We start from the raw sequence: 26,789 nt of genomic DNA on the forward strand, positions 1-26,789 counted from the left end.
TATATGGTGGATTTCAGGGCAGGACGATGGCAATAATCGGCACCGAGGCGCAAATTTACTTTTTACTTGCGGGCGTGTCGAGATTTCTGCCGAGTGTATTGATTCTGCCGTGTTCCAGATCTGGCGGGGTTGGCTATCTGTTTTCCCAGCCGGGTGTAAATAGAACCTGAGTTGCCTGACGTGTCTGTTGACACAGTATCTGTTTCAGTCTCGATCCGACCCAGCTCAAGCCGCCCCCAAAGCGCTCCGGCCACGACCCAAGTGACAGGAGTGAGGCCGGAATTTGGAAGAAGGTCAATCAGGTTGGCCGCCAAAACCAAGGCCAGGATGGAGCTCTCCATCCCGATGTCATAGCGCCGGAGATGCCGGAAGAGCAGGATTATGGGGAGACATAACAAACCGAAATTGGACAGGTATCCAACCCAACCGCTGGCTCCGAGCATACCAATCCAGAGACCATCGACAATTGTGATATCCACCCCAGTTATAGGATCGGAGATTCTGGATCGCCCCCAAAGGCCCCAACCAAACCATGGACGTTGCTGCGCTTTGGCAAGCAACCTGTCTTCATTCACGACACGGGTCATGAAGGATGCGGCTCTCTCAGGGCTGATGGATTCCGCAATCTGCGCGACTTGCTGGATTGGGATGACCCCGGTGGAGCGGCCAATCGGGTAGACTAGGACCAGAACTGCGATAGCGCAGGCGGTCAGCAACTGGCCACGCACCCCCCAGAGCAGTGCCGCTGGCAGCATGAGGATGACAATGACCAGAGCCCCCAGTGACTTGGTCAACACCAGCGTCAAGAAAAGCCAGGCCATGGCGGCCAGAAATTTGCCGCGCTGCTTGTGATAGAGCCGCGACAGACCGGCCGCCGCCAAGGTGGCGCAGCAGAAGAACAGAGACACCACCAGACCATGGCTGAGGAAAACGATCGGTCGCCAACCGCCGCCGCGATAATGTTGTCTCCAGCTATGGGGAAAGAACCCGTAGACCCATTGGTTCAATTGCGGTGACATGCGAACTTCGAATAGCGCCAGAAGGGAATAGAAAAGAGCCGCGAAGCATAGGACTCTGAGAAGCAACACATGGGTTTCGGGTCTGGCAAGAAATTTTCGCGCCAGCAGCATGGGTAGAAGCATCATCGCCATGGTGAGGGCGTGCGCAAACCCGTCATATAGGCGCATGCCTGGCTGTACCTTCGGACCATAGCGCAAAGGATCGCCATTGGTGGCGACCGTGAGCAATGCGCCCAGGACCAAACCGACCACGGCAATCCGGACAAACGGATGTTCGGGTATCAGCGATCGACTGTCTGTCTTTCCCTTGCCGGTCTGAAACAAGGTGATGAACAGAACAACGGATAATACCGGGACCGTATGTTTGGTCAGGGCCGGTAACATTGGCAGGTCGAACGCGATCGTTTCCGGCAGCAATAAAAAGCCAGTCAAGATCGCCAGGATGAATGCCAAAGCCGGGCGAAACTTGCGTGCAAGAACCACAACGACCAGCGGCCAGGAAAACAGGGCGAGAAGGGGCGGCATGGGTGGTAATCGGCCTCGGGTTCAGTCTTGGGCTCTGTAGCAGGCGGACCTTAACATGCTGGATCCCATCCCGGCGTCAAATTCAAGCAAGTTTTGTCAAATGCGCGGAACAGAAAGATTTTATCGCAACGGGTCGGGGCAACGTGCGGTGGGGTTGGGGCGTGTTAAGGATTTGGGGCGGTGGTGCAGGGGGATGCTAACGGATTTGGCGGACCTTTTACGTCGTCTGAATACGCGCCGTTTCAACGACAAGATCAGAATACCGAACCGGTGCTTCTCGAATGAACCCCTTCTGAGGAGAACCTCATGCCTGATACCCTCGCCGATGACGCATTCGGTCTTGGAGCTTCTGGTGCGGCGACGGCCTATTTCGTGGTGTCGGTCTCTGGGTTGACCACCAACTCAACCTATGGCCAGACAGCACAAATTGGCACGCCGCTCTATGCATCCGCACATCATTTTTCCGAAGCCGCCCCGGCATCCGTAGCCTGGAAATGGAACGATAACACCGGCGAGATTGCCGGGGCGACAAGTGCGTCATACACGCCTGTCCCGGGCGACAACTTGGAAAACATCTATCCGACGGCAACTCCGCTTGGCCCCTATATGCCGCAGGACGGCCCGGCGCATACCGTGCGCTTTGCCGCACCTGTGTCCACGGGGGGCTTGCCTGATGTCAGCTATTCCATCGATACCGGCGACAGCACGGTGGCGACGGCGGGTGGATTCATTGGTGAAGATCTGACCTATTCCGTCAGCACCACCGTTCCCGGCGTGATTATAGATCGCGACACCGGTGTGGTCTCGATCGAGACCGGCAACGGGATTCAGTCCGGCACGGTCGCCGTGACGGTTGAAAGCAGCGGGGGCGTCGCCCACAACCAGTTCGATGTGAGCATCGTCGGGGCCGGCTTTTCCGTTACTCTGACCGGTCTCATGGGTGAGATCGCACAGATCGGAACCACCCTTTCGGCAGAGGTCAATTGGCTGCTGCCCACCGGAACAGTGACCGGTTACCAATGGAACCGTGATGGGCAGATCATTCCTGGAGCAATCGGACAAACCTATCTGGTGGAGCCGTCCGTCGATGGCGCGGATCTGTCCTGTACGGTCACCACCACCGAATACGGGTCCGCAAACTCGTCGGTTCACAGAGCGTTGTATGCCGCCCCTGTCGCGGTCGGAAGCCTGCCCAATCAGGCCTATGCCATGGGATCGGGTGATCAGATCGTCGATGCGGCGGCTGGCTTTGCAGGATCGGGGATCACCTATTCCGTTAATACTCCAATAGCAGGCGTGACCATCGACGGCACGACGGGCATCGTCACGATCCGGACCGGATCAGAGGTCAGCGGCAGTATCGCAATCACAGCCGCCAACAGCGGCGGATCGGCTCAGATCTCCTTTGACGTTTCAATCACATCCGCCGCCACGGCCCCCGCGAAAATGTCGAGACCGACGGTTACGTCGAGCGGGCCAACATCGCTAAGGGTCGACATGGGGAACGTCCCGGATGATGGCGGCAGTCCAATCACCTCTTATGATCTGCGATGGCGCGAAGAAGGCGGAGTCTATGTGAACATCATAGGGGCTTCCAATCCGGAGACTCTCACGGGTTTAATAACAGGCGCGGTTTATCAGATACGAACACGTGCGCTGAACGCCGTCGGTCGGGGTCAGTGGTCCCCTGTGGCCTATGGTTCGCCTGAGGAAATCACTTCGCCTGTGGGTCTGCCGGACATCGTGGCAAACAGTGATGATACGGTCGACATCATGGTGGACGAAGGCGAATTCACGGTCACCGTCTCTGGGTCGGATAACGTTCATCACAACGGAGCACATGGGCCATTCACCGCATCCGATCTGGACAATGGCCCGATCTCGGCTGTCGCTCCGGTCACCAGCGGTGTGGCGGGCGTGGGCCAAACGCTGGCCGCCCTTTCGGGGCTTTGGATCCACGAGGCCGGAGACACACCGACCATTGCCGGCAAATGGCGCCGCAATGGGGTTGATATCCCAAGTGCGACGGGATCAACCTATGTGGTGAACGAGGCCGACGGGGGCGAAACAATCACATATGTCGAAACGGCCACGAATGCCGCCGGGTCGCGAACGCGGGCCAGCAGTGGAATGGCCATCCCCGTGGCAACGGTTCCAGAACAGATGGCGGCACCGACGGTTACTGCGGCGGGATCGGACGGAATCGATGTGGTTCTGGCCGCAGCGCCAAATGACGGCGGCAGTGCGATCACGTCCTACGACCTGCGTTGGCAGGCAGACGGTGGGGCATGGGTGATCGCCATGGATATCGGCAATCCGCATGTCGTCTCGGGCCTTACGGCTGCTACGATCCACCATGTCCAGACGCGGGCGGTCAGTGCGCTTGGCCATGGCGCGTGGTCAGCATCAGGGACCGCGACAACTGCGGAAGCAGGGACTGGCCTCTTGTTCACTGACACGTTCGATTATGTCGACGGAACGTTGTTGACGAGCCGACCGGAATGGTCGGATCAGTATTCTCTTGGCGGCGCTATCGAGACGCGATCGGGAAATGCGCAATTGGTTTCGGGCGGGACCCAGTGGCTCAAATGCGGCGAGGCGCTTGCAACGGATCAGTTCGCCGAGGTAGTGATCACCGAGCCACCCGCCGCTGGAGGCCAAGCCGTGGCCCTATATGTGCGACAGACCGGCCCGACCAGCTACTATGGAATCCGATGTACCGCAGGGAGCGTTTCCTTGGTTCGAGAGGGACCAAGCGGTTATACCGCACTGTGGATAGGCCCTGCCGTGGAAGCCGGGGACAGGGTTCGGATCGAGGCCGAGGGAACCATTATCCGTTACGTTTTGAACGGTATTGTGGCTCAGGCTGTCACCGACAGCGATGTTACTGACGGAGCCGCAGCGTTTGTTATGAGCGGCTCGGCAAAAATCGGTCAATTTTCTTGTGGAGAACTGTAGATGCGAACTCTTAATCTTTCCGGCTTCAAGACTGGCGAAAGTCTGAACATCTCTGTTTCTCAAAATGCCATCACGGCGGGACCTGCCAATGTTTCATCATGGGGCGGTGGCGGCGATGGCGGCACAATCAGCATCACCGTAGATCGCACCATGTTGCGGGTCGCGCCTGACAGTGTGCGGTTCTGGGTCGATCTTTCCGAGGCGGTATTTGACACCAATGGTCCGACCGGCGACGAAGTTTACGACGCACGGATGCACGATCTGATCTATCTTTGGGACTTTGGCGACACGGCAAGCGGGAACTGGACCGCGCCAGAAAACGTGCTGCCAGAGTGGAAAAACCGAAACACAGCCAAGGGGCCAATGGTGACGCATATGTACACCCGGCCCGGCACCCATAACGCAACCGTGTTGGTCATTGAGCCGAGCAGCGGCAAGACCGCCACGGCCAGCATCGACATCATCGTGGCCGATCCGGATACCGTCTATGACGGCACGTCCGGTCAAACAATCTGCGTCAACCCATACGGCGACGACGACTGGACCTATGTTGACGCCAATTATCCGAATGCCATCAAGGTAAACGCCGACGAGAATAATGAAATTGTCTACACTGACGTGATTTATGTTGATGGTGTGAAGGGACGGTATGATGCGGTTTGGGCTGATCAACGAAACGGCGTCCCAAACCGTTGGCTGTTCAAGGGTGGGTCCACATTTGGATTGAGCATCAATCCGGCCTATCCAGAGGTTCCAGGCCTGTACTTGGGATCATATGGGGACAGCAAGGCGACGATTGTGCCCCCGCCTTACGCGTCGACCGATGTGATGAATAGCCCAGCCGCTATCATTTACGACAAAGGTTTGGGCTATATTCTAGGTGACGCCACCGGTCCTGCTCCTGATTTACGTATAGTTGAATTGAAACTGGAAGGAACTTTCGATCCAACTACACAAGTTCCCAGTGACATTGTTAGTAACTACGATACTTCGATGCGCTGGCTGGGGATGCGTCTTCTCAGTCGCTTGGACTTAATCATCTCGCAATGTGATTTTGCCAAGTTCGGGACAGGGACGATTTCGTGGAACCCGCCTGCGGATAACGCCAACAGCACATACCCTTCTCATCTCCACATGGACGACTGCACCATGACAGATTTCGGGGGGCAATACCCAATCTACCTCGGGGGGCCGTCTGAGCACGCTACCTCCACAATCTCATTCACCGGGTGCCGCTTCGACCAAAACCCCCTTTCTCTTTCAAGCGATGCTTGGCGGGCGGTCATTCGATCTGACAGTTGGCGCAACAATCACATGAGAGGGTGCGACATATTCCACCTTGATAACACACAGGCCAATGTGAAGCTGGGTAATACGCCCTCCAAAGACGGCACCGTGATCAACGTGCATTCATGTGCCTTTGAGGGCGGTTATCAGGCTTTGATTATCGGTGCGAACTCCATCGCGCGAGGCAAGTTTTCCGAAGGCGGTTCCTCAGCCATGAACGCTATTATCGATGGCGTTATTAGCGTAATGAACTATGCTGGCCACCAAGCATTCTATACTGTGGCCTCTGGTGTCACCATCCGAAATAATCTCTGCATTGTGGCAGGGCAGGCCAAGATAAATTACGGAAATGCATTCAAGAACTTCGTCGAGGTAAAGGCGATGTATGGCGCGTATCAAGAATCACCGGTTCAGTTCGATGCTAACATTGTTGGGAATGCTCCCGTCCGTATCTACAACAACACGATGCGGGTGGACCGAACCTATCTGCAGAACAGTTCGGTTTCAGGGGTCTTTGTAGAACCGGTTCTATTGTACGAAATCACTCAAGGTGGTGCCCCAAAATTCACGAACGTGATCGAAGAAAACAACCTAACCCATATGCCGCGTTTCCAAGCACCATATGCGGAGACTTCCTATGCACCCGTATCGGACGTAGCTCTGTGGCAGCCGCGAACCGCAGGATGGCGTCCAATTGTTGCACGGCATCCGGGTAAACTGTTGGGTCAGGATGTTCCGGACGGAGGAACCTATTTTCAGCCGTATTGGACGCTTTCAGACGGCGTGACACAGTTGGCCCGCGCTCATATCAAGGAAGGGTCAGACAAGCACCAGCTGGTCGTTCAGGGCGTGGGTAACGGATGGATGTCACTGGACAGTGGACTGTTCGAAATGCGCTTTGAGGATGCCGGTGTCACGATCACGAACCGCAGTGGCGTGACTTGGCCCGCCTCGGCAGGGTATGGTCCCGTGTTGGACATGAGCGAAAGATCTCCGCTTCAAACCGGTTATGCCATGCCGGAAAGTGCGGTAAAGGACACGCGACCGCTGCCCGGATCAGCGGCGTTGGGGGCTGCACTGAACGGAGATGTGTCCTATATGGACATCACGCTTCAGGACCGGCCCGAGCCGCCCTCCATGGGGGCTTGGGAAGCGGAATAACGCCGGACGGTTCCGGCTGGGGGGATGATGTCCTCCCTGATAGCTTCTTTGTTTTCCCTCGCAAGACAAGACCACCCTGCTGACACGGGGTGGTCAAACCGGTAACCTGTACAAGCGCTGGAGACGGTTGGCCGAATCCGGGATCCGCGACAACTGCCGTTCTTGGCGCTAGTGACTGAATAATGACACGTATAAAAACGTTCTACCTGATCGATTTTATCAGATGTTGCGCGGCCCTTTGTGTCGTGGTTTTTCATTACAAGAACTTTTTCAAAAACGACTTCACTGCGCGGTTGAATGGTTCGAGCTGGACCGATCTGATACTCTTTCGTCACTTGGACTGGATCATCGCCAAAGGCAGCTTGGCCGTAATGTTGTTCTGGGTCATATCCGGTTTCGTATTCGCGCATGTATATTTGAGCGACCGATCTCGCAAAGTCGACCCTAAGTCTTATGCAGTAAATAGATTTTCCAGACTTTACCCGCTGCACCTTTTAACCTTGCTGTACATTGCCGTACTGCAATCCGTAGCCACACGGTACTTTGGCGAGCCTTTTATCTACGGCAACAACGATGCGTATCACTTTGCTCTCAATCTGGCCTTTGCCTCCAACTGGGGATTCGAAAGCGGCTTGTCGTTCAACGGGCCGATCTGGTCTGTTTCTATTGAGGTCGTGATCTATGTCGTGTTCATCGTGCTGCTCGTATTGGGAGGTCCAGGCTGGCAGATTTCATTGGTAGCTTGTTTCGCTTTTTTGGGCCTCATGGCCGTATCGAACCACCTGATCCTTGTCTGTGGTGCACATTTCTACTTTGGCTGCCTGGCCTATGCGGTGTTTCGCTACACGCTTAGACTGACAAGATGCCGTCAATTGGCCATGGCTTTGTTATGCGTCGCGGCCGGGATCGCTCCGATGATGATGGCTTGGAAGCTTGGCCTTAACGTGCCGCTGACCTTGCAACTGGCCCCCTTGTTTTCAGGCTTGTTAATTCTGGTGGGACTATTTGAAGCGACGCAAGGAGACCGGTTCCGATTTCTCAAACCTGTCGGGGACATCACGTATTCCACGTATCTGCTGCATTCACCCTTGCAGATGTCCATACTCATGGTGGGATCGTTCGGAGTGTTTGCTCCCGACCTGCTAGTGACAAACGTATTCGCCTTCGGATATTTTGCTTTGCTCATCGCGATCAGCAGGTGGGCGTATATCAAAATCGAATGCCCCGCACAGAATGCCATCCGTCGGTATCAATCACGATTGACCCGTGCGCGTGGGTCCGAAACCCTGTGACTGATCGTGTGGTTTTTCATGCCTTTCGTCATCGGTGAAATCCCAGTTAGAGCTTTACCTGCCTGGTGCGCTTCGGGATAACGGGGCGACTGCGTTTGAAAGTTTCTGTGCCGGATGATCCCCACCCAAGACCCCCTGCCGCGTCTGGCCTATCTGACGTCGCTCTATCCGGCCGTATCGCATACGTTCATTCAGCGCGAGATAGCTGGCCTGCGGGATCTCGGCTTTGAGGTTCTGACCTGTTCGATGCGCCGACCCGGTACCAACCATCTGACCGGCTTGGAGGAACGTGAGGCGGCGGATACATCATTTTACATCATCGAATCCGGCAAGAAGCCATTGCAGGCTCTGTCTGCCCTGGGAGCGGCGCTTGCGTCTCCGGCACGGCTGACGCGGACGCTGGCTCTGACCTGGCGCACGGCCCCTCCGGGGGCCAAAGGCATGCTTAAACAGCTTTTTTACCTGGCCGAGGCCATGGTGCTGTCCCGACACTTGCGCCAAAGGGACATCGATCACGTGCACAGCCATTTCGCCGATCCCAGCGCCAATGTGGCGATGTTGACCAGTGCCCTGTCGGGCATTCCCTTCAGCTATACGCTGCACGGCCCGGCCGAACTCTATGAGCCTGAAAAATGGCACCTGCGTGAAAAGACCGCGCGTGCCGCCTTTGTCGCCTGCATCAGCCATTTCGCGCGCTCGCAAGCGATGTATTTCTCGGACCCCGCCCATTGGGACAAGCTGCGCATCGTGCATTGCGGGGTCGACCCGGCCCGCTATGACCGCCCCGCGCCACCGCAGCGCCCCGGTCTGCACCTGGTCTTCGTCGGGCGCATCACCCCGATCAAGGGGTTGCGGGTGCTGATCGACGCCATGACCCGTGCGCATGAAACCCATCCCGATCTGACCCTGACGCTGGTGGGAGATGGCGATGACCGCGCGCATCTTGAGACGCTGGCGCGACCCTTGGGCGATGCGGTGCGCTTTGTCGGGTTCCAGTCGCAAGAGGGCGTGGCCGAAGCCGTGGCCGCCGCCGATGCGCTGGTGCTGCCCAGTTTCGCCGAAGGCCTGCCGGTGGTGCTGATGGAGGCGCTCGCTGCGGGCAAGCCGGTGATCGCCACCCAGGTCGCGGGCGTGGGCGAGCTGGTCGAGAATGGCGTCTCGGGGCATCTGGTGCCTGCGAGCGACGTTCAGGCGCTGGCGAATGCCATCACCGCCTTGGCCGATACCCCGCCCGGGCAGCGCGCCGAAATGGGCCGGGCCGGGCGCGAAAAGGTGCGGGCCGAATTCGACGCCAAAATCGAAGCCGCCCGGATCGGGGCGCTGTTTGCAGGGCAGGGCGGCGATGCTCCGCGCCCCGAACCTTTGCGTCCGGAGGCGGGCTGATGTGCGGTATCACCGGATTTCTCGCGCCCCCCGCGCCGGGAGCAGAGGCGCGCGTCACCAAGATGATGCGGGCCATCGCCCATCGCGGGCCGGATTCCCAGGGCCACTGGTGCGATGACGAGGCTGGCATTGCTCTTGGACATCTGCGCCTGGCCATTGTCGATCTGACACCCGCCGGGCATCAACCCATGGCCTCGTCCTCGGGCCGCTACATGCTGAGTTTCAACGGTGAGATCTACAATCACCGTCAGTTGCGTGCCGAGCTCGACGAACAGGGCCACGCAGCCGCCTGGCGCGGCACGTCGGACACGGAAACCCTGTTGGCCGGGATCGATGCATGGGGGCTGGAGGCCACGTTGCAACGCGCCGTCGGCATGTTTGCCATCGGCCTCTGGGACCGCAAGACGCGGGAACTGACCCTGATGCGAGACCGGCTGGGGGAAAAACCGCTTTATTACGGCTGGCAGGGCGCGGGTGCGAGCCGCGCCTTTCTCTTCGGATCCGAGTTGAAGGCCCTGCGAAAACACCCTGCTTTCACAGGAGAAATCGCCCGCAGCAGTCTGACCGAAGTACTGCGCCATGGCAACGTGGGCGAAGACCGTTCGATCTATACCGGTATCGCCAAGGTCCGCGCCGGAGAGATCGTTACCGTTTCGATGGAGCAGCCCGAACCCCGGCGCAGGCTCTACTGGGATGGCGCGGCGATCGCGGCTGCTCAAAAGCCACCGCGCATGTCGGACACGGAAACCGTGGATGCGCTGGAAAGCCTGCTGATGGATGCGGTGGGCCAGCAGATGATGTCGGACGTGCCGCTCGGCGCTTTCCTGTCTGGCGGCATCGACAGTTCAACTGTAGTGGCGCTGATGCAGCATCAGTCCGACAAGCCCGTCCACACCTTTTCCATCGGCTTCAACGAGGCGCGCTATAACGAGGCCGAGTTCGCCCGCGCGGTGGCCGCTCACCTCGGCACCCATCATACCGATCTCTATGTCAGCGACCAAGAGCTGCGCGACGTGATCCCGCGCCTGCCGCAGATCTATGACGAACCCTTTGCCGACAGCTCGCAGATCCCCACCTACCTGGTGTCGGAACTGGCCCGGCAACATGTCACCGTGTCGCTCTCGGGCGATGGCGGCGACGAGCTGTTCTGCGGTTACGGTCGCTACGCCCATGCGTTGAAACTGCGCCGCACGTTGGACCGGATGCCTGCCCCGATGCGCAGCATGGGCGCGGGGCTGGTCCGTGCGATTCCGGCCGGGGCGCTGACCAGATTGCTGTCGCCGCTGATCCCCACGCCCCAGGGCAAGGAGCCGATCGGACAGCGCCTGCACCGTCTGGCCAATTACGCCCGTCAGGACGATCTGATGGCGCTGCACCGCGCCATGGTCTCGGTCTGGCGCTTCCCCGAAGCGGCGGTGCCCGGTGCCACGCCGCCACCCTCGCTGCTGGCCGATCACCCACCTGCGCGTGGAGGGTTGGGCGATCTGGAACGGATGATGCAGCTCGATATGCTGACCTATATGGTCGACGACATTCTGACCAAGGTCGACCGCGCCACCATGGCCGTGGCGCTGGAAAGCCGCGCGCCGCTGCTGGATCATCGGGTGGTGGAATTTGCCTGGGGCCTGCCCGAGGACATGAAACTGCGCGGGGACACGACGAAATGGGCCCTGCGCCAGGTGCTGTATCGCCACGTACCCAAACACTTGATCGAACGCCCCAAGATGGGCTTCGAAGTCCCCATCGGTCTGTGGCTGCGGTCTGGCCTGAAAGACTGGGCCGCCGCCCTTCTGGATCCCGCGCGCCTGGCCCGCGAAGGCTATTTTAATCCCCAGGCGATCGACCGCATGTGGCAACAACACCTGTCGGGCCGGTTCAACTGGGGTGGACAACTGTGGTGTGTCCTGATGGTGCAGGCTTGGCTGGAACAACCTTAGACTGCCGACCTTTGTTTCCGTCGGTCAAGACATCGAGGACTTCAAGGAATTCCTTTCAACCCAGCCGGATCTGTTCTCAGGATCGTCAAGAAAGGTCTCGACCAGAGCGGACCACTCCAACCCGATATACAGCCCGTCATGCGCGCGCTCCGAATTCTCGGAAACCCTTTTATAGAGTTCACGGTCCTCGGTGGCCTGTTTCAAACATTGCGCAAGTGCCTTGGGGTTCGCAGCCGGGTACATCAGGCATTCCTCGCCCGGTTTGAGACGCCCGACGAAAGCCGGGTGGTCCGAGATGATCAAGACTGATCGCGAAGCCAGCCCTTCGTAAATCGTGTTAGGCAGACCCTCTGCGTAGCTGTGCCGCGACGGGACAATGACAAAGTCGTGCCGATGCATTTCACGACGCACGTCGGCATTCGAAATCATCCCGAGGAACCGGACTTGATCCCAGATGCCAAGCGTCTCTGCGACCTTTTCCCAGTGGCGGAGATCACCTGGTCCCGCAAAAGCCATCGAAAAATTCACCCCCCCTTTTCGCAGCTCGGCAATTGCCTCAAGGCAATCCCCGACCCCCTTGGCTTCGGTCATGGCTCCGGCAAAAAACGCCGTTGGGCTGGCCGGATCGGCAACCCCCGCCTTGCATGCACCAGCCAGCGGAACCCTGCTCCAGTCCCAGGGCACAACCTTTTCAGACGGAACCCCCAAGGCCGAAACCAGCGAACGTGACGCGTTCAGGCTATGATTGGAAACACAGGGAGATCGCGAACGTTGCAACGCACGACGGACCGTAAAATTCTGCAGGGCCGTACGTACGCCTTTACGAACGAAAATGTCCGCGAACACAGGAAGCAACCAGATTTTCCGCTTCTGCGTTTCCCGCAGAAACCCAAGGTGTGGCGTGCGCAGGACGATATGGCTTGGCGCGGTGTCATCGAATACCCGCGCAATGCCCGAAGAGCGAAGGCCATCCCGACGCAACCCGACTGCCCACAGGTTCGGCGCTAGTTCCGTGCGATACGCTTTGGGACCGAAAGCGACAGTTGTCACCCGTGCCTTTGGTGCAAGGGCTGCGACAAAATCCACTGATTTCTTCTGATCCCGGTAGGTTTCAGCACCACCATCGGCAAACCTCTTGAAAGCTTCCCGAAAGTCGCCGTTCTGAATGAATACGATACTTCGCACCGAGAATTTTCTCTCTTTGTTTACCTGGGCTTTAAACACTTTCCACACAAAGGTTCCAAGCCCAGAGGAATGCCTGTAATGGAGAATAGGTATTCCCACCAGCACGACCCTAACGCTACTTGCCCAATACAGATAAAACCAGATGAACGAACCGAATTCTCTTGGTTAGATAGGATACGACCGTTAACTCGCGCGCGCCATTTCGGGAGCTTAGCCGGATAGCGGCACCTCCAACCTTTACAGCATGCACTCAGCACTGGGCTGGAAAAGCCCCGTCGCTTTCGAACGGAAGGTGACTTAAACGAGCACCGAGGGCGGAACGAAAGCGGGACAGGTCCAGTTTCCGCAACTATGAGGCCTGGTTCCAGAACCTGCGCCACAAACCTATGGGCCAAAGTCCCGGCCGAAGAGTGACGCACAGCCTTAACCGGCTGGCAGGATCAGAAATTCATAGAAGTCATGCATGAAAGCCGTCCCGCCAAACCCTTCCTTCTGCGCGATCAGGCCTTCGTTCAGGACTGTACCTTCGCTTTCGGTTGAAATCCCGAAGCTGAAATACCGCTTGTCCCGGTATTCCTCGCGGATCAGCCAATCGAGCAGCAGATCCAGCGCACCGTTCGATCGACCTGCATCTGACGCGGCCAGGTATTGGGTGTGAGCGACCTGGGGGGTTTCGAAGACGATCGAACCGGCCACCAGCGCGTTGTCCAGATAGGCCCCATAAAGCTTGATGTTGTCAGGAAACCGCCCCATCAGCAGTTCGAGCTCGGCCAGGGAATGCACCGGAGCGGCATCGTGGCGCGCCAGAACGTCGCTGAGGATCCCGTGATAGGCCGACAGATCCTGCGACTGGCGCACCTCGACGCTAGCTTTCTGGGCTTTCTTGATGTTGCCCTTCTTTCCCGACCGGATCGGCAGCCTGGCCCCGGGCACCACCACAGTTGCGATATCGCGCCTAAACAGGCGTGCCCCCTGGCGGAACAGCGCATACTGATCCTCTTCCGAAGGGACCCGGTGATAGATCTCCGGCACAACTTTATAGACCACCCGGTCGATCGTCCCCAACCCGGCCAGATACCCCGTCATCGCCTCGAACACATCCAGCATCAACGCGCCGCGCATCTTGTCGCCATAGACCCACCCGCCATAGGTCAGCCCCTGGTGCGACCAAAGCGTGCCGTCCCGTTCATTGGCCGGCAGAACCGCGACCAACTGACCTGAAGACACCGCCATCAGCGAATGGTCGGTGAATCGGTCCGAATGGTAATCCATATAGCCGCGCCGAAACAGAAACGTCCCGTTGCGCGAATTGTCTACGAATGCATCCCAATCGCGCGCATGTTCGGGGCTGTAACGCAGAATTTCCATAAGCTTAATCCGTCCTTGGCCGCGTCAGTGCAGCGGTTTTTTGAGAAGGACCACATCATCCGCATGGCGGTCCAGCCGGTATCCGAGCTTTTCATACAGCCCCCGGGCGCGGGAATTGCCATCCCAGACCCGCAACCAGATCCCGCCCAGCCCAAGCGCACGCGCCTGATCCTCGATGAACCCGACCATCCGACCGCCGACGCCTTTGCCCCAACAGGTCTTGTCGCCGATATAGCCCCAATACTCGCCCGTACCGTCCGCAATCCCTTTCAGGCCACAGACACCCACCGGCCTGCTGGCATACATGACGCCCCATATCAGATAGTCGCCGCGCCCCGGCAGGCTGTCATACCAACTGGCCTGCGCCGCGCGGCTGAAATCCGGCGTCATCGTCAGCGCCTTGATCTCGGGATCGTTGAGCCAGCCCCAGGACAGGGACAGGAAGGTGTCATCGTATGGGACAAATTCGATATCGTGCGGCACGTTACGTGGTCTTTATTCCGGGGACAGGTTCTGATCCCCTATCCGATACAGGACGAATGTCACCAGTGCGATAACGGATGCAATCCGCACCCGGAATTTACCGCAGCGCTCTTTTCCACCCACCGCACATACCGGTTAGGTTGTTTTCCATCCGGGAAATACAGCCTGACAGCCCACCCCACCCGTTGCTACCCTATTGCTTGGGTGAGAGTGATTTTGTTTATCTGTTAAGGATTTAGAGATGTTACGTTTTTTGATGATTGCCGGGCTTCTGTCCGGACTGTTCTCCACTCAGGCTGATGCCCGAACGATCCGCTATGAATTTGATGTGGTGGACTCTTGGTTTTCGGTTGGCAACCTGACGGAAATTTCTTCACCATTTACCAGCAATGTCACGGAAAGACAGGTCGAGTACAACGATCCGCTCTATCAAGAAGTCGTGGCAGGCATTCATCCGCTGGCGGATCTTATCGGAAAAACCGGACGCGTCGCGATGCAGTTGGAGATTGACTGGTCTGATATCTACTCCATCGACTGCCTCAGTGGTATTCTGTGCGCAGAATTCAATCGGATGCATCCTCAACCCGGATCGGTCGTTGATTCAGCGGTTAATCCGAATGGCTTTACAATCTTTGCATGGGGTTCCAGTGGAGAATGGTATCTGGGCAGCAATCCGATGACGGGTGAAGGACGTCTGTTCTTCACCGACGATAGGACCTGGGGCACTGGATGGCTGAACGGCAACTTCTATGAACACGGTGGCGCAACGGCCGATTTCGCCCTCGCCAATTTCACCAGCACCGAAATTTCCCCCGTCCCTCTGCCCGCTGCGGCACCGCTTCTGGCGATGGGACTGATGGCGTTCGGGTTCGTTCGGCGCCGCGCGCGCCGCCTGAGCTGACCTATACCTTGACCACCCGTTCCATCGGCAGCCCGCGCCGGGCGATGGCGTTGCGGGTGTCGATCACCGGGCACTCCAGGTCCAGCAGCGCGGCATAGTCCACCGCGTCGTGATCGGTGGCGATCAGCACCGCGTCGAACTGGCCCGGTTTCAGCTCTGCCGGGTCCAGTGCCGGGCGCGCGGTGAACTGGCGGTATTCGCGCATCGGCGGAATCTCGGGAACGTGGGGGTCGATATAGGCAATCTCGGCCCCTGCCTCGTCCAGCAGTTCCAGCAGCTTCATCGCCGGGCTTTCGCGCATGTCGGCGACGTTCTTTTTATAGGCGATGCCCACCAGCAGGATACGCGCGCGGCTCAGACCCTTGCCGGCGTCGCGATCCACGATCTCGCGCAGCCGGTCGATCACGTGGTTGGGCATGGCGGTGTTGATTTCGCCCGCCAGTTCGATGAACCGCGTCGGCACCTCGTATTCGCGCGCCTTCCAGGTCAGGTAAAACGGATCGATCGGGATACAGTGCCCGCCCAGGCCGGGCCCAGGATAGAAGGGCATGAAACCAAATGGCTTGGTGGCGGCCCCGTCGATCACCTCCCACACATCGATGCCCATCCGGTCGTAGACCAGTTTCAACTCGTTCACCAAGGCGATGTTGACGGCGCGAAAGATGTTCTCGGTGATCTTCACCGCCTCGGCGGTCTGGGTGGTGGACACGCGCACCACCTGATCGACGATTCCCGCATACAGCGATTCGATCAGCTGTCCGGCCATCTCGCCGGAACCGGCAACAATCTTTGGGATCGTGCTGGTATTGTATCGCGCATTGCCCGGATCCTCGCGTTCAGGCGAAAAGCCCAGGAAAATATCTTCGCCCAGTGTCAGACCGGATTCGGCCAGGATCGGCGCCAGTACTTCGTCCGTGGTGCCCGGATAGGTGGTGGATTCCAGCACCACCAGAGTGCCGGGGCGGATGTGGCGGGCAATCTCGCGGGTGGTAACCGTAACAAAGGACAGATCCGGTTCGCGCTGTTTGGTCAGCGGCGTCGGCACACAGATCAGGATCGCCTGGCATGTTGCAAGCCGCGCAAAATCGGTGGTCCAGTCCAGCCGCCCGGAGTCAGACAGCGTCCTGAGGTCATCGCTGGCCACCGCGCCGATATAGCTGTCATGGGCATCCAGCCGATCCATCTTGGACTGGTCGATATCGAACCCGGTTACGGAAAATCCGCGCTGCGCGGCGGTGACCGCCAGTGGCAGCCCGACATAACCCAACCCAACCACGCCCACCCGCGCGGTCTTGTCCGCAATTGCATCCAACAATGACATACCTGTTTCCCGTACTGAAAGCGCAACGCGCTGAAATCTTGCAAGCTATGTCTCAGGAACAGGGGTTTTTGGCAACATGATGGGGCTGGAAAGGTAAAACCGCGGCGCGGACTGCAGGCACGGCTTGCGACACCGCCCCGGGGCGGGCAAAAGCACAATATTTCTTAACCTTGTCCAGGCCATATGCAATCCATGCCCGATCCCAGATCTTATGTCGTGATTTCCCCTGGCCGCAACGAGGCGGACTACATGCGCCGCACGCTGGACAGCATGGTGGCGCAACAGGAACGCCCCGCGATATGGGTGATCGTGGACGATGGCTCGACCGACGCATCGCCCGCGATCCTGGCGGAATACGCCGCGCAGCATGACTGGATCCGGGTGGTGCGCCGCGAGGACCGGGGCAAACGCGCCGTCGGCCCCGGCGTGATCGAGGCGTTTTATGCGGGTTTGGATACGGTCGATCTGAACGATTATACCTATCTCTGCAAACTCGACCTCGATCTGGACCTGCCGCCGCGCTATTTCGCCGGGCTGATGGACCGGATGGAGGCCAATCCCCGCGTCGGCACCTGTTCCGGCAAGACCTGGTATACCGGTGCCAGGGGCGAGCGGATATCCGAAGGCATCGGCGACGAGATGTCGGTCGGCGCGTCCAAGTTCATGCGTGTCAGCTGTTTTCAACAGATCGGTGGCTTTGTGCGCGAAGTCATGTGGGACGGGATCGACTGCCACAAGGCGCGATCACTGGGTTGGATCGCGGTCAGCTGGGACGATCCCGAGCTGCAATTCGAGCACCTGCGCCCGATGGGGTCCAGCCAACAGAACATCCACGCCGGCCGCCGCCGCCACGGGTTCGGGCAGTATTACATGGGCACACATCCGCTGTTCCTGATCGCCTCGGCCATCAACAAGCTGCGCCAACCGCCCTATGTAACCGGCAGCCTGTCGATGCTGCGCGGCTATTTCGGGTCGTGGCTGCACCGCGTCCCACAGCAAAGCGATGCCGATCTGATCCCGTTCATCCGCGCCTACCAGCTGCGCGCCCTGCGCGTCGGCAAGGCCCGCGCCGCAGCGGAAATCGAAGCGGAACGCGCCAGTGTCTGGCAAGCGCCAGCCTGAGCGGCCCCCTCAGGATCCGGTCGGAGAGATAGCCGCCACAGCCTGCGTTGCGGCGAAATCCGGGCGGTCCGCGCGTCGGCCCAATACCCAGTCATAGACCTCGCGCACCTGGCGGGCCTTGGCCGACCAGGTGTAATTGGCCTGTACATGCGAACGCGCACGCGCGCCCATGGCCGGAAGAGCGCCTGGATCGGCCACAATCTCTTCGAGCTGGCGGCGCAGATCGGCAATGATCTGATCGCGTGAGGAAATCGGGATCTTGTAGCCGGTCCCCGGCACAACCAGTTCGCCCGGCCCCGCATAATCGACAACGATCGGCACCACGCCAAGCGCCATGGCTTCCAGCACCACGCCCCCGCCGAAATCCCGGATCGAAGGGAAGGTCAGCACGTTGGACCCGACCACAAGATCCTGCACCCGGCGGTGATCCACCATGCCGTGGAAAGTCACCGAGGATCGCAAGTCGAACCTGTCGACCAGGGCTTCGATCTTGCCGCGCTCGGGGCCGTCGCCCACGATATCCAGCCGCAGACTGCCAGCGGCCAGCACCGGTGCTGCCGCCTCGATCAGCATATCCACCCCTTTGCAGGGTACCAGCCGCCCGATGAAACACGCCCGCAAAGACCCGTCGATCTTCTGTGGCGCAATCCGGTTGAACCGCGCCGTATCGATCGCATTTTCCGGCAGCCAGACGGCCCGGTCGGCAAAGGCGCGCGGCACTTCGCGGACCGCCTGACGCGACCCTGCCAGAATGGCCCGCGTCGCCTTGAGCATCCGGCGTCGCCCCGGAAACAGTTTGCGAACCCCGCGAAAACGCGACAACCATTCCCCCTCGGCCTTGCGCACGTCTTCGAACCCCTTGGGCCAGGGCACCCCGCCATTGAGCGGTCCCATGACAAAGGGCACGCCCGCCGCAGCGCATTTGGCGGCGATGGGGGACACCGTGATCGGCGACAGCGGCGTGACACGGTGAACGATGTCGTATTCCCCGGCTTCAATGGCATCCCCGAAAGCCTTCCAGATCAGATGCTCGAAATAGGGATAGCTCACCACGGCCACTGCGGTGGATATGGTCCAGCCCTTGCCCTTGCCGCCGCCCAGCACGTTTCCGAGCTTCCACAGGGGGCGGGCAATCGCCTCGCTGTCGATCACGGTGAAATCCTGTCCTTCGACCAGTCCGGCGCGCAGAATGGCGTCACGATTGCGGATCTGCGTCACAAGATGAACATCCGCCACCTCGCCAAGCGCCCGCGCCATCGACCAGCCCACAAGCGGAACGCTGACCCATTCCGGGTTGGCGGCCTCGGCGATGACAAGAACACGTGGGCGGGAAGATGCGTTCGACATGTTTGATCCTCGGAAACGAATACCACGCTACCTGTCTCGGAAACCCGGTCTCTGCGCAAGCTCTTGGGCCAAGCCTGAACTGCGCGATACCGAAGCCAACAACCGAAACATGCTGGTCCTTTGAGATACTGATGCCCAAGATACGGGATAAATCGTAAACTGACCGGAAATCCAGTCGCCCTGGAGCCGGTACGCTAACAGCTCATCATCGGGATGGGCTTGAACCTTTTCTTAAACAGGTTCGGTGAAGTCTGACGCTTCATGCCATATTCTCTGGCTCTGCTTGCCCACGCACGCGATCACGTGCAGAAGCTTGCTGCGACATGCCATCGTGGCCCGCGCGGTGCGGTACCGGCAATTTTGTAAATGAGGCGTAAAACCCGTCCGATGGAAACAAATTTCTCTCTCAATCTGTTGCAAGGCGCGCGGGCCTGTTTTCCAGGGTACCGCCCCGGAGCGTTGCTGTTGAGAACGCGCATGATCGTCGCGGGACATCGCCATCGCGCACTGACCCGGCGGTTCTTCACGGCGGCCCCTCGCAGCGCCCTGGCCCGGATCATGACCGATCGGCCCCAAATGCTGGGTGCCTTGATCTGGCCCTATCAATGCGCGGGATGGGACGTGCCGACACGGCTGCAACGCATTTTGGCCCATTACCAGGCGATCGACAGCCTGCCCCCACCGTTCCGGTTTGAAACCGACGAAAAGATCGAAATTCTGGATATGTCCGATATCCATGACGATCTGCGCCTGATCATGGATCAGCCACGGTGGTTCATGCGCGAGGGCGGTCTGGTCATCAATCTGTTCAAAGGGGATTTCAGGGCCTATTCTCTGGCCTTTTCGCTGCACAAAGCGCCGGATGGCACACTTGAAGCTGTCATAGGCGGGCTTCAGGGGCGCAAGACCGAAGATGCCCTGGCCCTGTACCGCGACCTGACCAAATCCTTCATGGGCATCCGCCCGCGGGACTTCATGGTCGATATACTGCGCATTCTGTGCCGCCAGATTGGCGTCGAACGTATCCTGGCGGTCTCGCAGGCCCATCGTCACCATCAACATCCTTACTTTGGCAAGGCCGACTTGACCCCTGATTATGATGATATTTGGCGTGATCGAGGAGGTGAGGAGGTCAGCCCGGAATTCTTTGAACTTCAGGTGGACCCGGGACATCGGGACCTGGACACCGTCAAACCCAAGAAGCGATCCCTGTATCGCAAACGCCGCGCATTCCTCGAAGACACGGAGGCGGCAATATGCGAAACGTTGCCCAGAGCACCGGTCGTAACGTTCGTTGACACCTGAAGGCGCTGCCCATGTTACTGGCTCATCAAGATCGCAAACTCATCCGCGCCATTCATCGCTATCAGAGATACCGGAACAAACCCGGCCCCATGGCCTGGCTTGGATGTGCATGGGGAAAGCTCGGGCACATGTTCTGGACCGTGATCAGCGCATCGGACATCCATCGGGACGCCACGATAGACGCCTCGGTCCGGTTTCCACATCTGACGGGCGTCGTGATTCACCAGGACGCCATCCTCGCCGAGGGCTGCCTGATCATGCAGCAGGTCACCCTGGGCCAGACATCCGGCCCCGGCGCGCCCCGCCTTGACAGGAACGTCTACATCGGGGCCGGAGCCAAGGTTCTGGGCGGCGTTCACATCGCAAAGAACGCCAAGATCGGTGCCAATGCCGTCGTTTTGTCCGATGTCCCGGAAAATGCGACCGCCGTCGGCATCCCGGCCCGGACCTTGTGAGCCGCCCACATTTCCACATATTCTGAACGAGCAGCCTTACGGGAAGTAGAATAAAACCGGAAATTGAGGAATTGCAGCCTATTACCAAACCATGATCCGGCGCGCGACGCGGCTCCGGGATTTTTTTGATGGAGACGTTTTTGAAGACGCTGACTAACCAAACCATCGCGGAGATGGCATTGAAAAACAAGGGCCATACGGTCGGGTTCGATTACCTGAGGATCGGGCTTGCAACCGGAGTTGTTCTTCAGCACTGCGCCGTAGAATCAAACCCGGCCTCGAACACATGGACATTCGGCAATACCTATGTCTGGTACTTCATTCTGCCGGCCTTTTTTGCCCTGTCCGGATATCTCGTTCTGGGCAGCCTGTTCCGAAATTCGATCATGCAATTTGCCGCGCTGCGGATATTGCGTATTGTCCCGGCGCTGGCCGTTGAAGTTTTTCTGTCGGCGACCCTTCTGGGCGCGATCTACACAAGCCTGCCACTGTCCGAATATTTCACTCACATAGATTTCTACAAATATTTTCTCAACATAATCGGAGAAATCCACTTTACGCTGCCCGGGGTCTTCAAGGGCGGCTTTGTAAATGCCCAGCTCTGGACAATACCCTACGAGCTGAAATGTTACATCTTCCTGATCGGCATCGCACTCGTGACGCTGAAGTTTCCCTATCTACAAAGGCATTTCTCAGTCGCGATGCTGTTGTTCGCAATCCTCCTGACCGCAAGAGAGCTGTTCAGGTTCCAACCCGATGGAGGAGAGCTGCACGTCAATGGGCGATCTCTCGAACTCGCCTTTCTCTGGGCCTGCAGCATTTATCTGTACAAAGACAAGTTGCCCTACAGCAGGGCTCTGACGGTCATCATGTTCGTGCTGGGAGTGATTCTTCTTGAAATATATGAAACGCGGTACCTGGCGATCATACCGATTTCCTATGCAACCGTCTGTTTCGGGCTGCTGAAGCTTCCGAAGATCCCGTTCGGTGATCTTTCCTACGGTATTTTTCTGTTCCACTATCCGATCATGCAAACCCTTCATATCGAGATGGGCGTCAACAATACCCTGCTCCTGATGGCGCTAACTATACCTTTTTCGGCATTATTCGCGATGGGAAGCTGGACATTCGTGGAAAAACCGATCCTCGACCGGAAAAACCAAATCCTTGCATTCATCGCCGATTTCGAGTTGCAGGTCAAATCGGCACTGGCCCGAAACCCCAAAGGCTGATCCGCCGTCCAGTTTTTTGCTCGGAACCCCGGCCTGGCAATAGAACTTCAACGAACGATGTGCCACTGTGCCGCCCGATCCCGCATGTCATTGTGCTGACGTGTTGCGGGGTCAGGATACGATTGGCGCCAAAGAGGTTATATATGTCTGCACCCAGTTCCGAAGTAGCCGCGCCTCCGCGCCTCTCCTCCTTTTTTACCTGGGGCATGTTCTGGCTCCTGATCACCATCATGGCGGCGGGAATTTTCTTTGCCAACGGCATCAATGCATTGCTGGTCGCCTGGCAATTGCCGGAATACAGCCACGGCCCTCTGATCCCAGTGCTGTCGGCGCTGTTGTTCCTGCGCGAGCTGCGCGATCAGCCGGCCGATCCCGGACCCAAATCCGACCGCTGGCCCGGCGTGCTTCTGATCACCTTTTCGCTGCTGTTCGGCGCCTTGGGGATCTTGGCCAATATCGACGATATCGTCGCCTATGCGATGATCCTCTGGGTTGGTGGATTGCTTCTGACCAGTTTCGGCTGGCGCACCGGGCGGAATTTCTGGCCCTCTGTGCTGCACCTGGTCTACATGCTGCCCCTGCCCGGAGTGATCTATTACAAGGTCTCGACCTCGCTGCAGTTCCTGTCCTCGGAAATGGGCGTCTGGTTCCTGCAGATGCTATCGGTGCCGGTGTTTCTGGACGGCAACATCATCGACCTGGGCGTGACCAAGCTGCATGTGGCCGAGGCCTGTTCGGGCCTGCGCTACATGTTCCCGATCCTGTCCTTTTCCTACATCTTCGCGGTGCTCTATCGCGGTCCAAAATGGCAAAAGGCGGTGCTGCTGCTGTCGGCTGTCCCGATCGCCCTCCTGATGAACTCGATCCGGATCGCAATTGCCGGGATCATCGTGCAGTATTACGGGCTGGATTGGCTGGAAGGGTTCAGCCATTTCTTTGAGGGCTGGGTGATCTTTCTGGCCTGTATCGCAATCCTGTTTCTCCTGGCCTGGCTGATGCTGTTCCTGCATCCAGACAAGCTCAGCCTCGCGGACGCACTTGATCTCGAGTTGTCCGACCTGCTGCCGCAAATCTCCCGGCTGCAATATGTGCGCCCGTCAAAGGCACTGATCACGGCCGCCATTCTGGCGCTGGCAGGAGCCACGGCAATCATGACGATGCCCGACCGCGACGGCCGCGTGCCCGAGCGGGAAGGCTTCGCGACCTTCCCTCGCCAGCTTGGCGAGTGGCAGCAGCAAGGTCCGCGCGATATCCTCAATGCCCAGCTGACCGCAGCTCTGGGAGCGGATGACTACCATCAGGTCAACCTGGCCAAACCGGGTCAGGATCTCCCCGTGGGTCTGTTCATGGCCTGGTACGAAGATCAAAGCGACGGGGGGGTGCATTCCCCCGAGATTTGCCTGCCGGGTTCGGGTTGGGAAATCGCCTGGCTGGAGCGCACGGACATCACCGAGGCAATGGGATCGGACACGCCGTTCCGGATCAACCGCGCCATCATTCAGAAAGGTGAGATGCGGATGATGGTGTTCTACTGGTTCCAGCAGAAAGACCGCCGAATAGCTTGGGATTTTGCAGCAAAATTCTGGCTGATGATGGATGGTATCAAGACCGGCCGGACCGATGGTGGCTTGGTGCGTCTGACCACGCTCATCGACCGGAACGAAACCGATGCAGAAGCGGAGGCGCGGTTGCTTGAAGTATTACGTGGCATCCAGGAGCCCCTGCCCCGCTTTATTCCGGACAAGTAACGAAAAAGCGCCCGCAATCCCGGACTGCGCCGCCGCATCTCATGCGGCGGCGTCTCTCCAGAACCGGGCCTTGGTCAGTTCCACGAAACGCTCGGCCGTGGCCTGCCCCTTGGCTTCCTCGACTTCGAGCAAACCCAGAACCTTGTCCCGGGTCGTCACGGCGTGGGGGATGTCGTCCAGCCCGTAGGCCACACCATAGCGCGCCAGTTCGTGGTTTTTCACCCATTCCTCACGTGATCCGTAAAGCCCCGGAATCACCACCGAGGTGCAACCGCAGATAGCGGCGTATTGCGAGTACATCGTCGCCTCGTCGTAGGAATAGAACGTGTGGCAGCGGTTGAATATCTCGTTGATCTCGGCATGAGACATCTTGTCGATCTGGATCGCACCCGGCGCTTCGGTTTCCTGAATACGCGGTTTGTCGACTCCCTTGCGGACGATATAGCAAACTCCGTCGCGATCCGGACGGTTCTCGTTGTGGTAGGTCCGGTTGATCTTCCATAGGAACAGGTCTGGTGCGCCACCGGTGATTTCGGGGAGGTCAGACATCTCTCCCGCCCGAAAAAACATGTTGTCCGAACCGAACTCGTACGGATGGCGCAGGCCCGGCTTGTAGAGCAGCCAGCGCACCACGTTTCTGGCTTTGAGTGGATTGCCAAGAACAATCTCGGGATAGACCACGATACTGGCCCCCCCCAAATCTCCGGAGGTGGCAATGGGGGTGTTCAGATTGGGGGACACCGTATAGCGCGCATGCTGCCTGTCGAGCAGAGTCCTTTTGAACTTCTTCAAACGGCCGCGGAAATTGGTTCCATATGAAGGCAACATCGGCCATAGAAAGGCCCGCTCCCCCATCTGGTTCAGCACATGGACCAGTTCGTGCAGAAAGATGATCCCTCCCACATTTTCGTTATAGGCCGGGGCGTAGACGATGTAGTTTCGTTGCATAGAGATGCGTTCAACCTTCATATTCAGCGCCAAGATAGTCCCTTTCCAGCGCCAGAAGATCCCGACTACGCGCTTTTACGCGACGAGCCGGGGTCCCGGCATAAATCGTCCACGGCTCTGTTGATTTGAGTACCAAGGCCAAAGCGCCTACCGCCGTACCCTCCCCAAGAGTGACCCCAGGCGTGAGGACGGCTCCAGCTCCAACAATACAATGCCTTCCCAAATGCACCGGTTTACCCACTTCTGCCTTATAGACAGAAGGTACCGTGGGGTTCGTCATGGTCGCGCCACTGTAATCGTCAGACTGTGAAAACACCTTTACATGATAAGCCAAACCCGAAAAATCTTCGAAAGTGATCCCTGGGTTTCCGCCCGCGACCAGACATAAGGGCGCAATATGCACGTTTCGCCCCATCACGATCTTCCCTGAAACGACGCAGAAATCGTCAATCCGGGAATTATCCCCGATCTCCATCTTCTCGGCCTCGTAAATCGACGCCTTGTCGCTGATCTTCACGTTGCGACCCAAGCGGGCGAACCCCATGGCCTCCAGGGCCTTTTGCGAAAGATACGCCATGGCTCAAACCTCTTGCTCGAAATAACGCTGCGCCACCTCGATCACCCCTTCGATCCCGTCTTCCAGCCCGTAAAACAGCGGCAGACGCACAAGCCGGGCCGAGATGTCATCCGTCACCGGCAGGCCATTGCCGATAAACCGGGCATGTTTCCGACCGGCCGGGGCGGAGTGCAGCGGTACATAGTGGAACGGCGTGATGATACCCGCCGCGCGCATATGCGCAATAAAGGCGTCGCGATCCTCGATGTCGCGCAGCAGCAGATAGAACATGTGACCGTTGCCCGTGGTATCCGGCGGTGCCACCGGCAGGCGCACCCGCCCGGCCCCGGCCAGATCGGCAAAAGCCTCGGCATAGCGGTCAAACAGGGCCAAACGGCGCAGCTTGATCGCCTCGGCCTGTTCGAGTTGGCCATAAAGAAAGGCCGCCACCAACTCGCCCGGCAGGAAGGACGAGCCGATATCGACCCAGGTGTATTTATCGACCTGCCCGCGCAGGAACCGCGAGCGGTTGGTGCCCTTCTCGCGGATGATCTCGGCCCGTTCGACCAGATCCGGGCGCATCAGGGTCAGCGCACCGCCCTCGCCCGAGATGATGTTCTTGGTCTCATGAAAGGAAAACGCCGCCATGTCGCCCAGACTGCCTGCCGGACGCCCCTTGTAGGTGGATCCCAGCGCCTGGGCCGCGTCTTCGACCAGCAGCAGATCATGGTCGCGGGCGATTACGGCCAAAGCATCCATGTCGGCCGGAAAACCCGCGTAGTGTACCGCAAATATGGCCTTGGTCCGATCCGTGACAGCGGCGGCTGTCTTTTCGGGGTCCATGTTCAGCGTTTGCGCGTCGATATCGACAAAGACCGGCGCCGCCCCACGCAAGGCCACCGCGTTTGCGGTCGAGACAAAGGTGAAGGACGGCATGATCACCTCGTCCCCCGGCTCCAGATCGCACAGGATCGCCGCCATTTCCAGCGCGGCGGTGCAGGAATGGGTCAGCAGCGCGCAGCGAGCCCCGGTCATCTCGGCGATACGGGCATTGCTGAGCCTGGTGAAATGACCATCGCCGGACAGTTGCCCCCGGTCGATTGCCTCTTGCAGATAGGCAACCTCCTTGCCCACCATGGAGGGTTTATTGAAGGGTGTCTTACTTGCGGTCATTCTTATTTTTCCAAATCGATCCCGTCGGCATCGAGAACCTGTTTTAGTCAGCGCCGGGATTAACGCAAACCTTAAGCCAATAT

20 protein-coding genes are annotated in these 26,789 nt (G+C 58.6%); 11 read left to right on the top strand and 9 right to left on the bottom strand.

Annotation, left to right across the window (positions count from 1 at the left end; translation table 11 throughout):
• Window positions 1–62 precede the first annotated feature (62 nt).
• Entirely contained in the window at window positions 63–1,544 is a 1,482-nt protein-coding gene (locus NANH_RS24890) for an O-antigen ligase family protein (RefSeq protein ID WP_051372157.1), read from the bottom strand.
• Between the two features lie 306 nt (window positions 1,545–1,850).
• On the opposite strand from NANH_RS24890, the gene NANH_RS0100120 reads away from it, so the two are divergent.
• From NANH_RS0100120 to asnB, 5 genes are all read left to right on the top strand, one after another.
• Window positions 1,851–4,502 carry a fibronectin type III domain-containing protein gene (locus NANH_RS0100120; protein WP_027260233.1) on the top strand — a complete coding sequence of 884 codons (2,652 nt, stop codon included), beginning with the start codon at window positions 1,851–1,853 and terminating at the stop codon, window positions 4,500–4,502.
• A complete protein-coding gene (locus NANH_RS0100125; RefSeq protein WP_027260234.1) occupies window positions 4,503–6,950 on the top strand; it encodes a PKD domain-containing protein in 2,448 nt (815 codons plus the stop codon).
• A 182-nt stretch (window positions 6,951–7,132) separates the two neighbouring features.
• Entirely contained in the window at window positions 7,133–8,242 is a 1,110-nt protein-coding gene (locus NANH_RS0100130; protein ID WP_027260235.1) for an acyltransferase family protein, read from the top strand.
• A gap of 114 nt (window positions 8,243–8,356) precedes the next feature.
• Window positions 8,357–9,625, top strand: a complete 1,269-nt coding sequence (locus tag NANH_RS0100135) for a glycosyltransferase family 4 protein (protein WP_027260236.1) — start codon at window positions 8,357–8,359, stop codon at window positions 9,623–9,625.
• Window positions 9,625–11,562: an asparagine synthase (glutamine-hydrolyzing) gene (gene asnB / locus NANH_RS0100140; protein WP_027260237.1), complete on the top strand. Its 1,938-nt coding sequence runs from the start codon at window positions 9,625–9,627 to the stop codon at window positions 11,560–11,562. The genes NANH_RS0100135 and asnB overlap by 1 nt, the downstream gene beginning before the upstream one ends.
• Before the next feature lie 24 nt (window positions 11,563–11,586).
• Here the strand turns inward: asnB and NANH_RS0100145 are convergent, their stop codons facing one another.
• From NANH_RS0100145 to NANH_RS0100155, 3 genes are all read right to left on the bottom strand, one after another.
• Window positions 11,587–12,747 (bottom strand): glycosyltransferase family 4 protein, encoded by a 1,161-nt coding sequence (locus NANH_RS0100145; protein WP_074920689.1) that lies wholly within the window; start codon window positions 12,745–12,747, stop codon window positions 11,587–11,589.
• Window positions 12,748–13,170: 423 nt separating this feature from the next.
• Window positions 13,171–14,115, bottom strand: a complete 945-nt coding sequence (locus NANH_RS0100150) for a GNAT family N-acetyltransferase (protein ID WP_027260239.1) — start codon at window positions 14,113–14,115, stop codon at window positions 13,171–13,173.
• Between the two features lie 24 nt (window positions 14,116–14,139).
• Complete coding sequence (locus NANH_RS0100155; protein WP_027260240.1) at window positions 14,140–14,598, bottom strand: GNAT family N-acetyltransferase; 459 nt, start codon at window positions 14,596–14,598, stop codon at window positions 14,140–14,142.
• A gap of 241 nt (window positions 14,599–14,839) precedes the next feature.
• Between NANH_RS0100155 and NANH_RS0100160 the strand changes: the two genes are divergently transcribed.
• Window positions 14,840–15,499, top strand: a complete 660-nt coding sequence (locus tag NANH_RS0100160; RefSeq protein WP_027260241.1) for a hypothetical protein — start codon at window positions 14,840–14,842, stop codon at window positions 15,497–15,499.
• Window position 15,500: 1 nt separating this feature from the next.
• Here the strand turns inward: NANH_RS0100160 and NANH_RS0100165 are convergent, their stop codons facing one another.
• A complete protein-coding gene (locus tag NANH_RS0100165) occupies window positions 15,501–16,820 on the bottom strand; it encodes a nucleotide sugar dehydrogenase (RefSeq protein ID WP_027260242.1) in 1,320 nt (439 codons plus the stop codon).
• 192 nt (window positions 16,821–17,012) lie between these two features.
• On the opposite strand from NANH_RS0100165, the gene NANH_RS0100170 reads away from it, so the two are divergent.
• Entirely contained in the window at window positions 17,013–17,942 is a 930-nt protein-coding gene (locus tag NANH_RS0100170; protein WP_027260243.1) for a glycosyltransferase family 2 protein, read from the top strand.
• Window positions 17,943–17,951: 9 nt separating this feature from the next.
• Here NANH_RS0100170 and NANH_RS24895 read toward each other — a convergent pair whose 3' ends face one another.
• The gene (locus tag NANH_RS24895) at window positions 17,952–19,289 is read right to left on the bottom strand and encodes a glycosyltransferase family 4 protein (RefSeq protein WP_051372158.1); all 1,338 of its coding nucleotides are present in this window, start codon (window positions 19,287–19,289) and stop codon (window positions 17,952–17,954) included.
• Between the two features lie 477 nt (window positions 19,290–19,766).
• Here NANH_RS24895 and NANH_RS24900 point away from each other — a divergent pair, with 477 nt between their 5' ends.
• From NANH_RS24900 to xrtD, 4 genes are all read left to right on the top strand, one after another.
• A complete protein-coding gene (locus NANH_RS24900) occupies window positions 19,767–20,594 on the top strand; it encodes a VirK/YbjX family protein (RefSeq protein WP_161631350.1) in 828 nt (275 codons plus the stop codon).
• Between the two features lie 128 nt (window positions 20,595–20,722).
• On the top strand, window positions 20,723–21,049 hold the full coding sequence (locus NANH_RS24905; protein ID WP_051372160.1) for a serine O-acetyltransferase: 327 nt from the start codon (window positions 20,723–20,725) through the stop codon (window positions 21,047–21,049).
• A gap of 140 nt (window positions 21,050–21,189) precedes the next feature.
• A complete protein-coding gene (locus NANH_RS0100190; protein ID WP_161631351.1) occupies window positions 21,190–22,281 on the top strand; it encodes an acyltransferase family protein in 1,092 nt (363 codons plus the stop codon).
• Between the two features lie 143 nt (window positions 22,282–22,424).
• On the top strand, window positions 22,425–24,029 hold the full coding sequence (gene xrtD / locus NANH_RS0100195) for a VPLPA-CTERM-specific exosortase XrtD (RefSeq protein ID WP_027260245.1): 1,605 nt from the start codon (window positions 22,425–22,427) through the stop codon (window positions 24,027–24,029).
• 39 nt (window positions 24,030–24,068) lie between these two features.
• On the opposite strand, the gene NANH_RS0100200 is transcribed toward xrtD, so the two are convergent.
• The 3 genes from NANH_RS0100200 to rffA are packed head-to-tail and all read right to left on the bottom strand — an operon-like array spanning window position 24,069 to window position 26,706.
• The gene (locus tag NANH_RS0100200) at window positions 24,069–24,998 is read right to left on the bottom strand and encodes a hypothetical protein (protein ID WP_027260246.1); all 930 of its coding nucleotides are present in this window, start codon (window positions 24,996–24,998) and stop codon (window positions 24,069–24,071) included.
• Window positions 24,988–25,554: an acyltransferase gene (locus tag NANH_RS0100205; RefSeq protein WP_027260247.1), complete on the bottom strand. Its 567-nt coding sequence runs from the start codon at window positions 25,552–25,554 to the stop codon at window positions 24,988–24,990. The genes NANH_RS0100200 and NANH_RS0100205 overlap by 11 nt, the downstream gene beginning before the upstream one ends.
• A gap of 3 nt (window positions 25,555–25,557) precedes the next feature.
• Entirely contained in the window at window positions 25,558–26,706 is a 1,149-nt protein-coding gene (gene rffA, locus NANH_RS0100210) for a dTDP-4-amino-4,6-dideoxygalactose transaminase (protein ID WP_027260248.1), read from the bottom strand.
• Window positions 26,707–26,789: the final 83 nt, after the last annotated feature.

It is taken from the genome of Sedimentitalea nanhaiensis DSM 24252 (assembly GCF_000473225.1).
Taxonomy (GTDB): Bacteria; Pseudomonadota; Alphaproteobacteria; order Rhodobacterales; family Rhodobacteraceae; genus Sedimentitalea; species Sedimentitalea nanhaiensis.

Excerpts from the sequence above, each read along its gene's own strand:
- NANH_RS0100160 (WP_027260241.1), top strand. The coding sequence starts at position 14,840 with ATGTTACGTTTTTTGATGATTGCCGGGCTTCTGTCCGGACTGTTCTCC.
- NANH_RS0100170 (WP_027260243.1), top strand. The coding sequence starts at position 17,013 with ATGCCCGATCCCAGATCTTATGTCGTGATTTCCCCTGGCCGCAACGAG.
- NANH_RS0100200 (WP_027260246.1), bottom strand. The coding sequence starts at position 24,998 with ATGAAGGTTGAACGCATCTCTATGCAACGAAACTACATCGTCTACGCC.
- NANH_RS0100120 (WP_027260233.1), top strand. The coding sequence starts at position 1,851 with ATGCCTGATACCCTCGCCGATGACGCATTCGGTCTTGGAGCTTCTGGT.
- NANH_RS0100125 (WP_027260234.1), top strand. The coding sequence starts at position 4,503 with ATGCGAACTCTTAATCTTTCCGGCTTCAAGACTGGCGAAAGTCTGAAC.
- NANH_RS0100130 (WP_027260235.1), top strand. The coding sequence starts at position 7,133 with ATGACACGTATAAAAACGTTCTACCTGATCGATTTTATCAGATGTTGC.
- NANH_RS24900 (WP_161631350.1), top strand. The coding sequence starts at position 19,767 with ATGATCGTCGCGGGACATCGCCATCGCGCACTGACCCGGCGGTTCTTC.
- xrtD (WP_027260245.1), top strand. The coding sequence starts at position 22,425 with ATGTCTGCACCCAGTTCCGAAGTAGCCGCGCCTCCGCGCCTCTCCTCC.
- NANH_RS24895 (WP_051372158.1), bottom strand. The coding sequence starts at position 19,289 with ATGTCGAACGCATCTTCCCGCCCACGTGTTCTTGTCATCGCCGAGGCC.
- NANH_RS0100135 (WP_027260236.1), top strand. The coding sequence starts at position 8,357 with ATGATCCCCACCCAAGACCCCCTGCCGCGTCTGGCCTATCTGACGTCG.
- NANH_RS0100205 (WP_027260247.1), bottom strand. The coding sequence starts at position 25,554 with ATGGCGTATCTTTCGCAAAAGGCCCTGGAGGCCATGGGGTTCGCCCGC.
- rffA (WP_027260248.1), bottom strand. The coding sequence starts at position 26,706 with ATGACCGCAAGTAAGACACCCTTCAATAAACCCTCCATGGTGGGCAAG.
- asnB (WP_027260237.1), top strand. The coding sequence starts at position 9,625 with ATGTGCGGTATCACCGGATTTCTCGCGCCCCCCGCGCCGGGAGCAGAG.
- NANH_RS0100150 (WP_027260239.1), bottom strand. The coding sequence starts at position 14,115 with ATGGAAATTCTGCGTTACAGCCCCGAACATGCGCGCGATTGGGATGCA.
- NANH_RS24890 (WP_051372157.1), bottom strand. The coding sequence starts at position 1,544 with ATGCCGCCCCTTCTCGCCCTGTTTTCCTGGCCGCTGGTCGTTGTGGTT.
- NANH_RS24905 (WP_051372160.1), top strand. The coding sequence starts at position 20,723 with ATGTTCTGGACCGTGATCAGCGCATCGGACATCCATCGGGACGCCACG.
- NANH_RS0100165 (WP_027260242.1), bottom strand. The coding sequence starts at position 16,820 with ATGTCATTGTTGGATGCAATTGCGGACAAGACCGCGCGGGTGGGCGTG.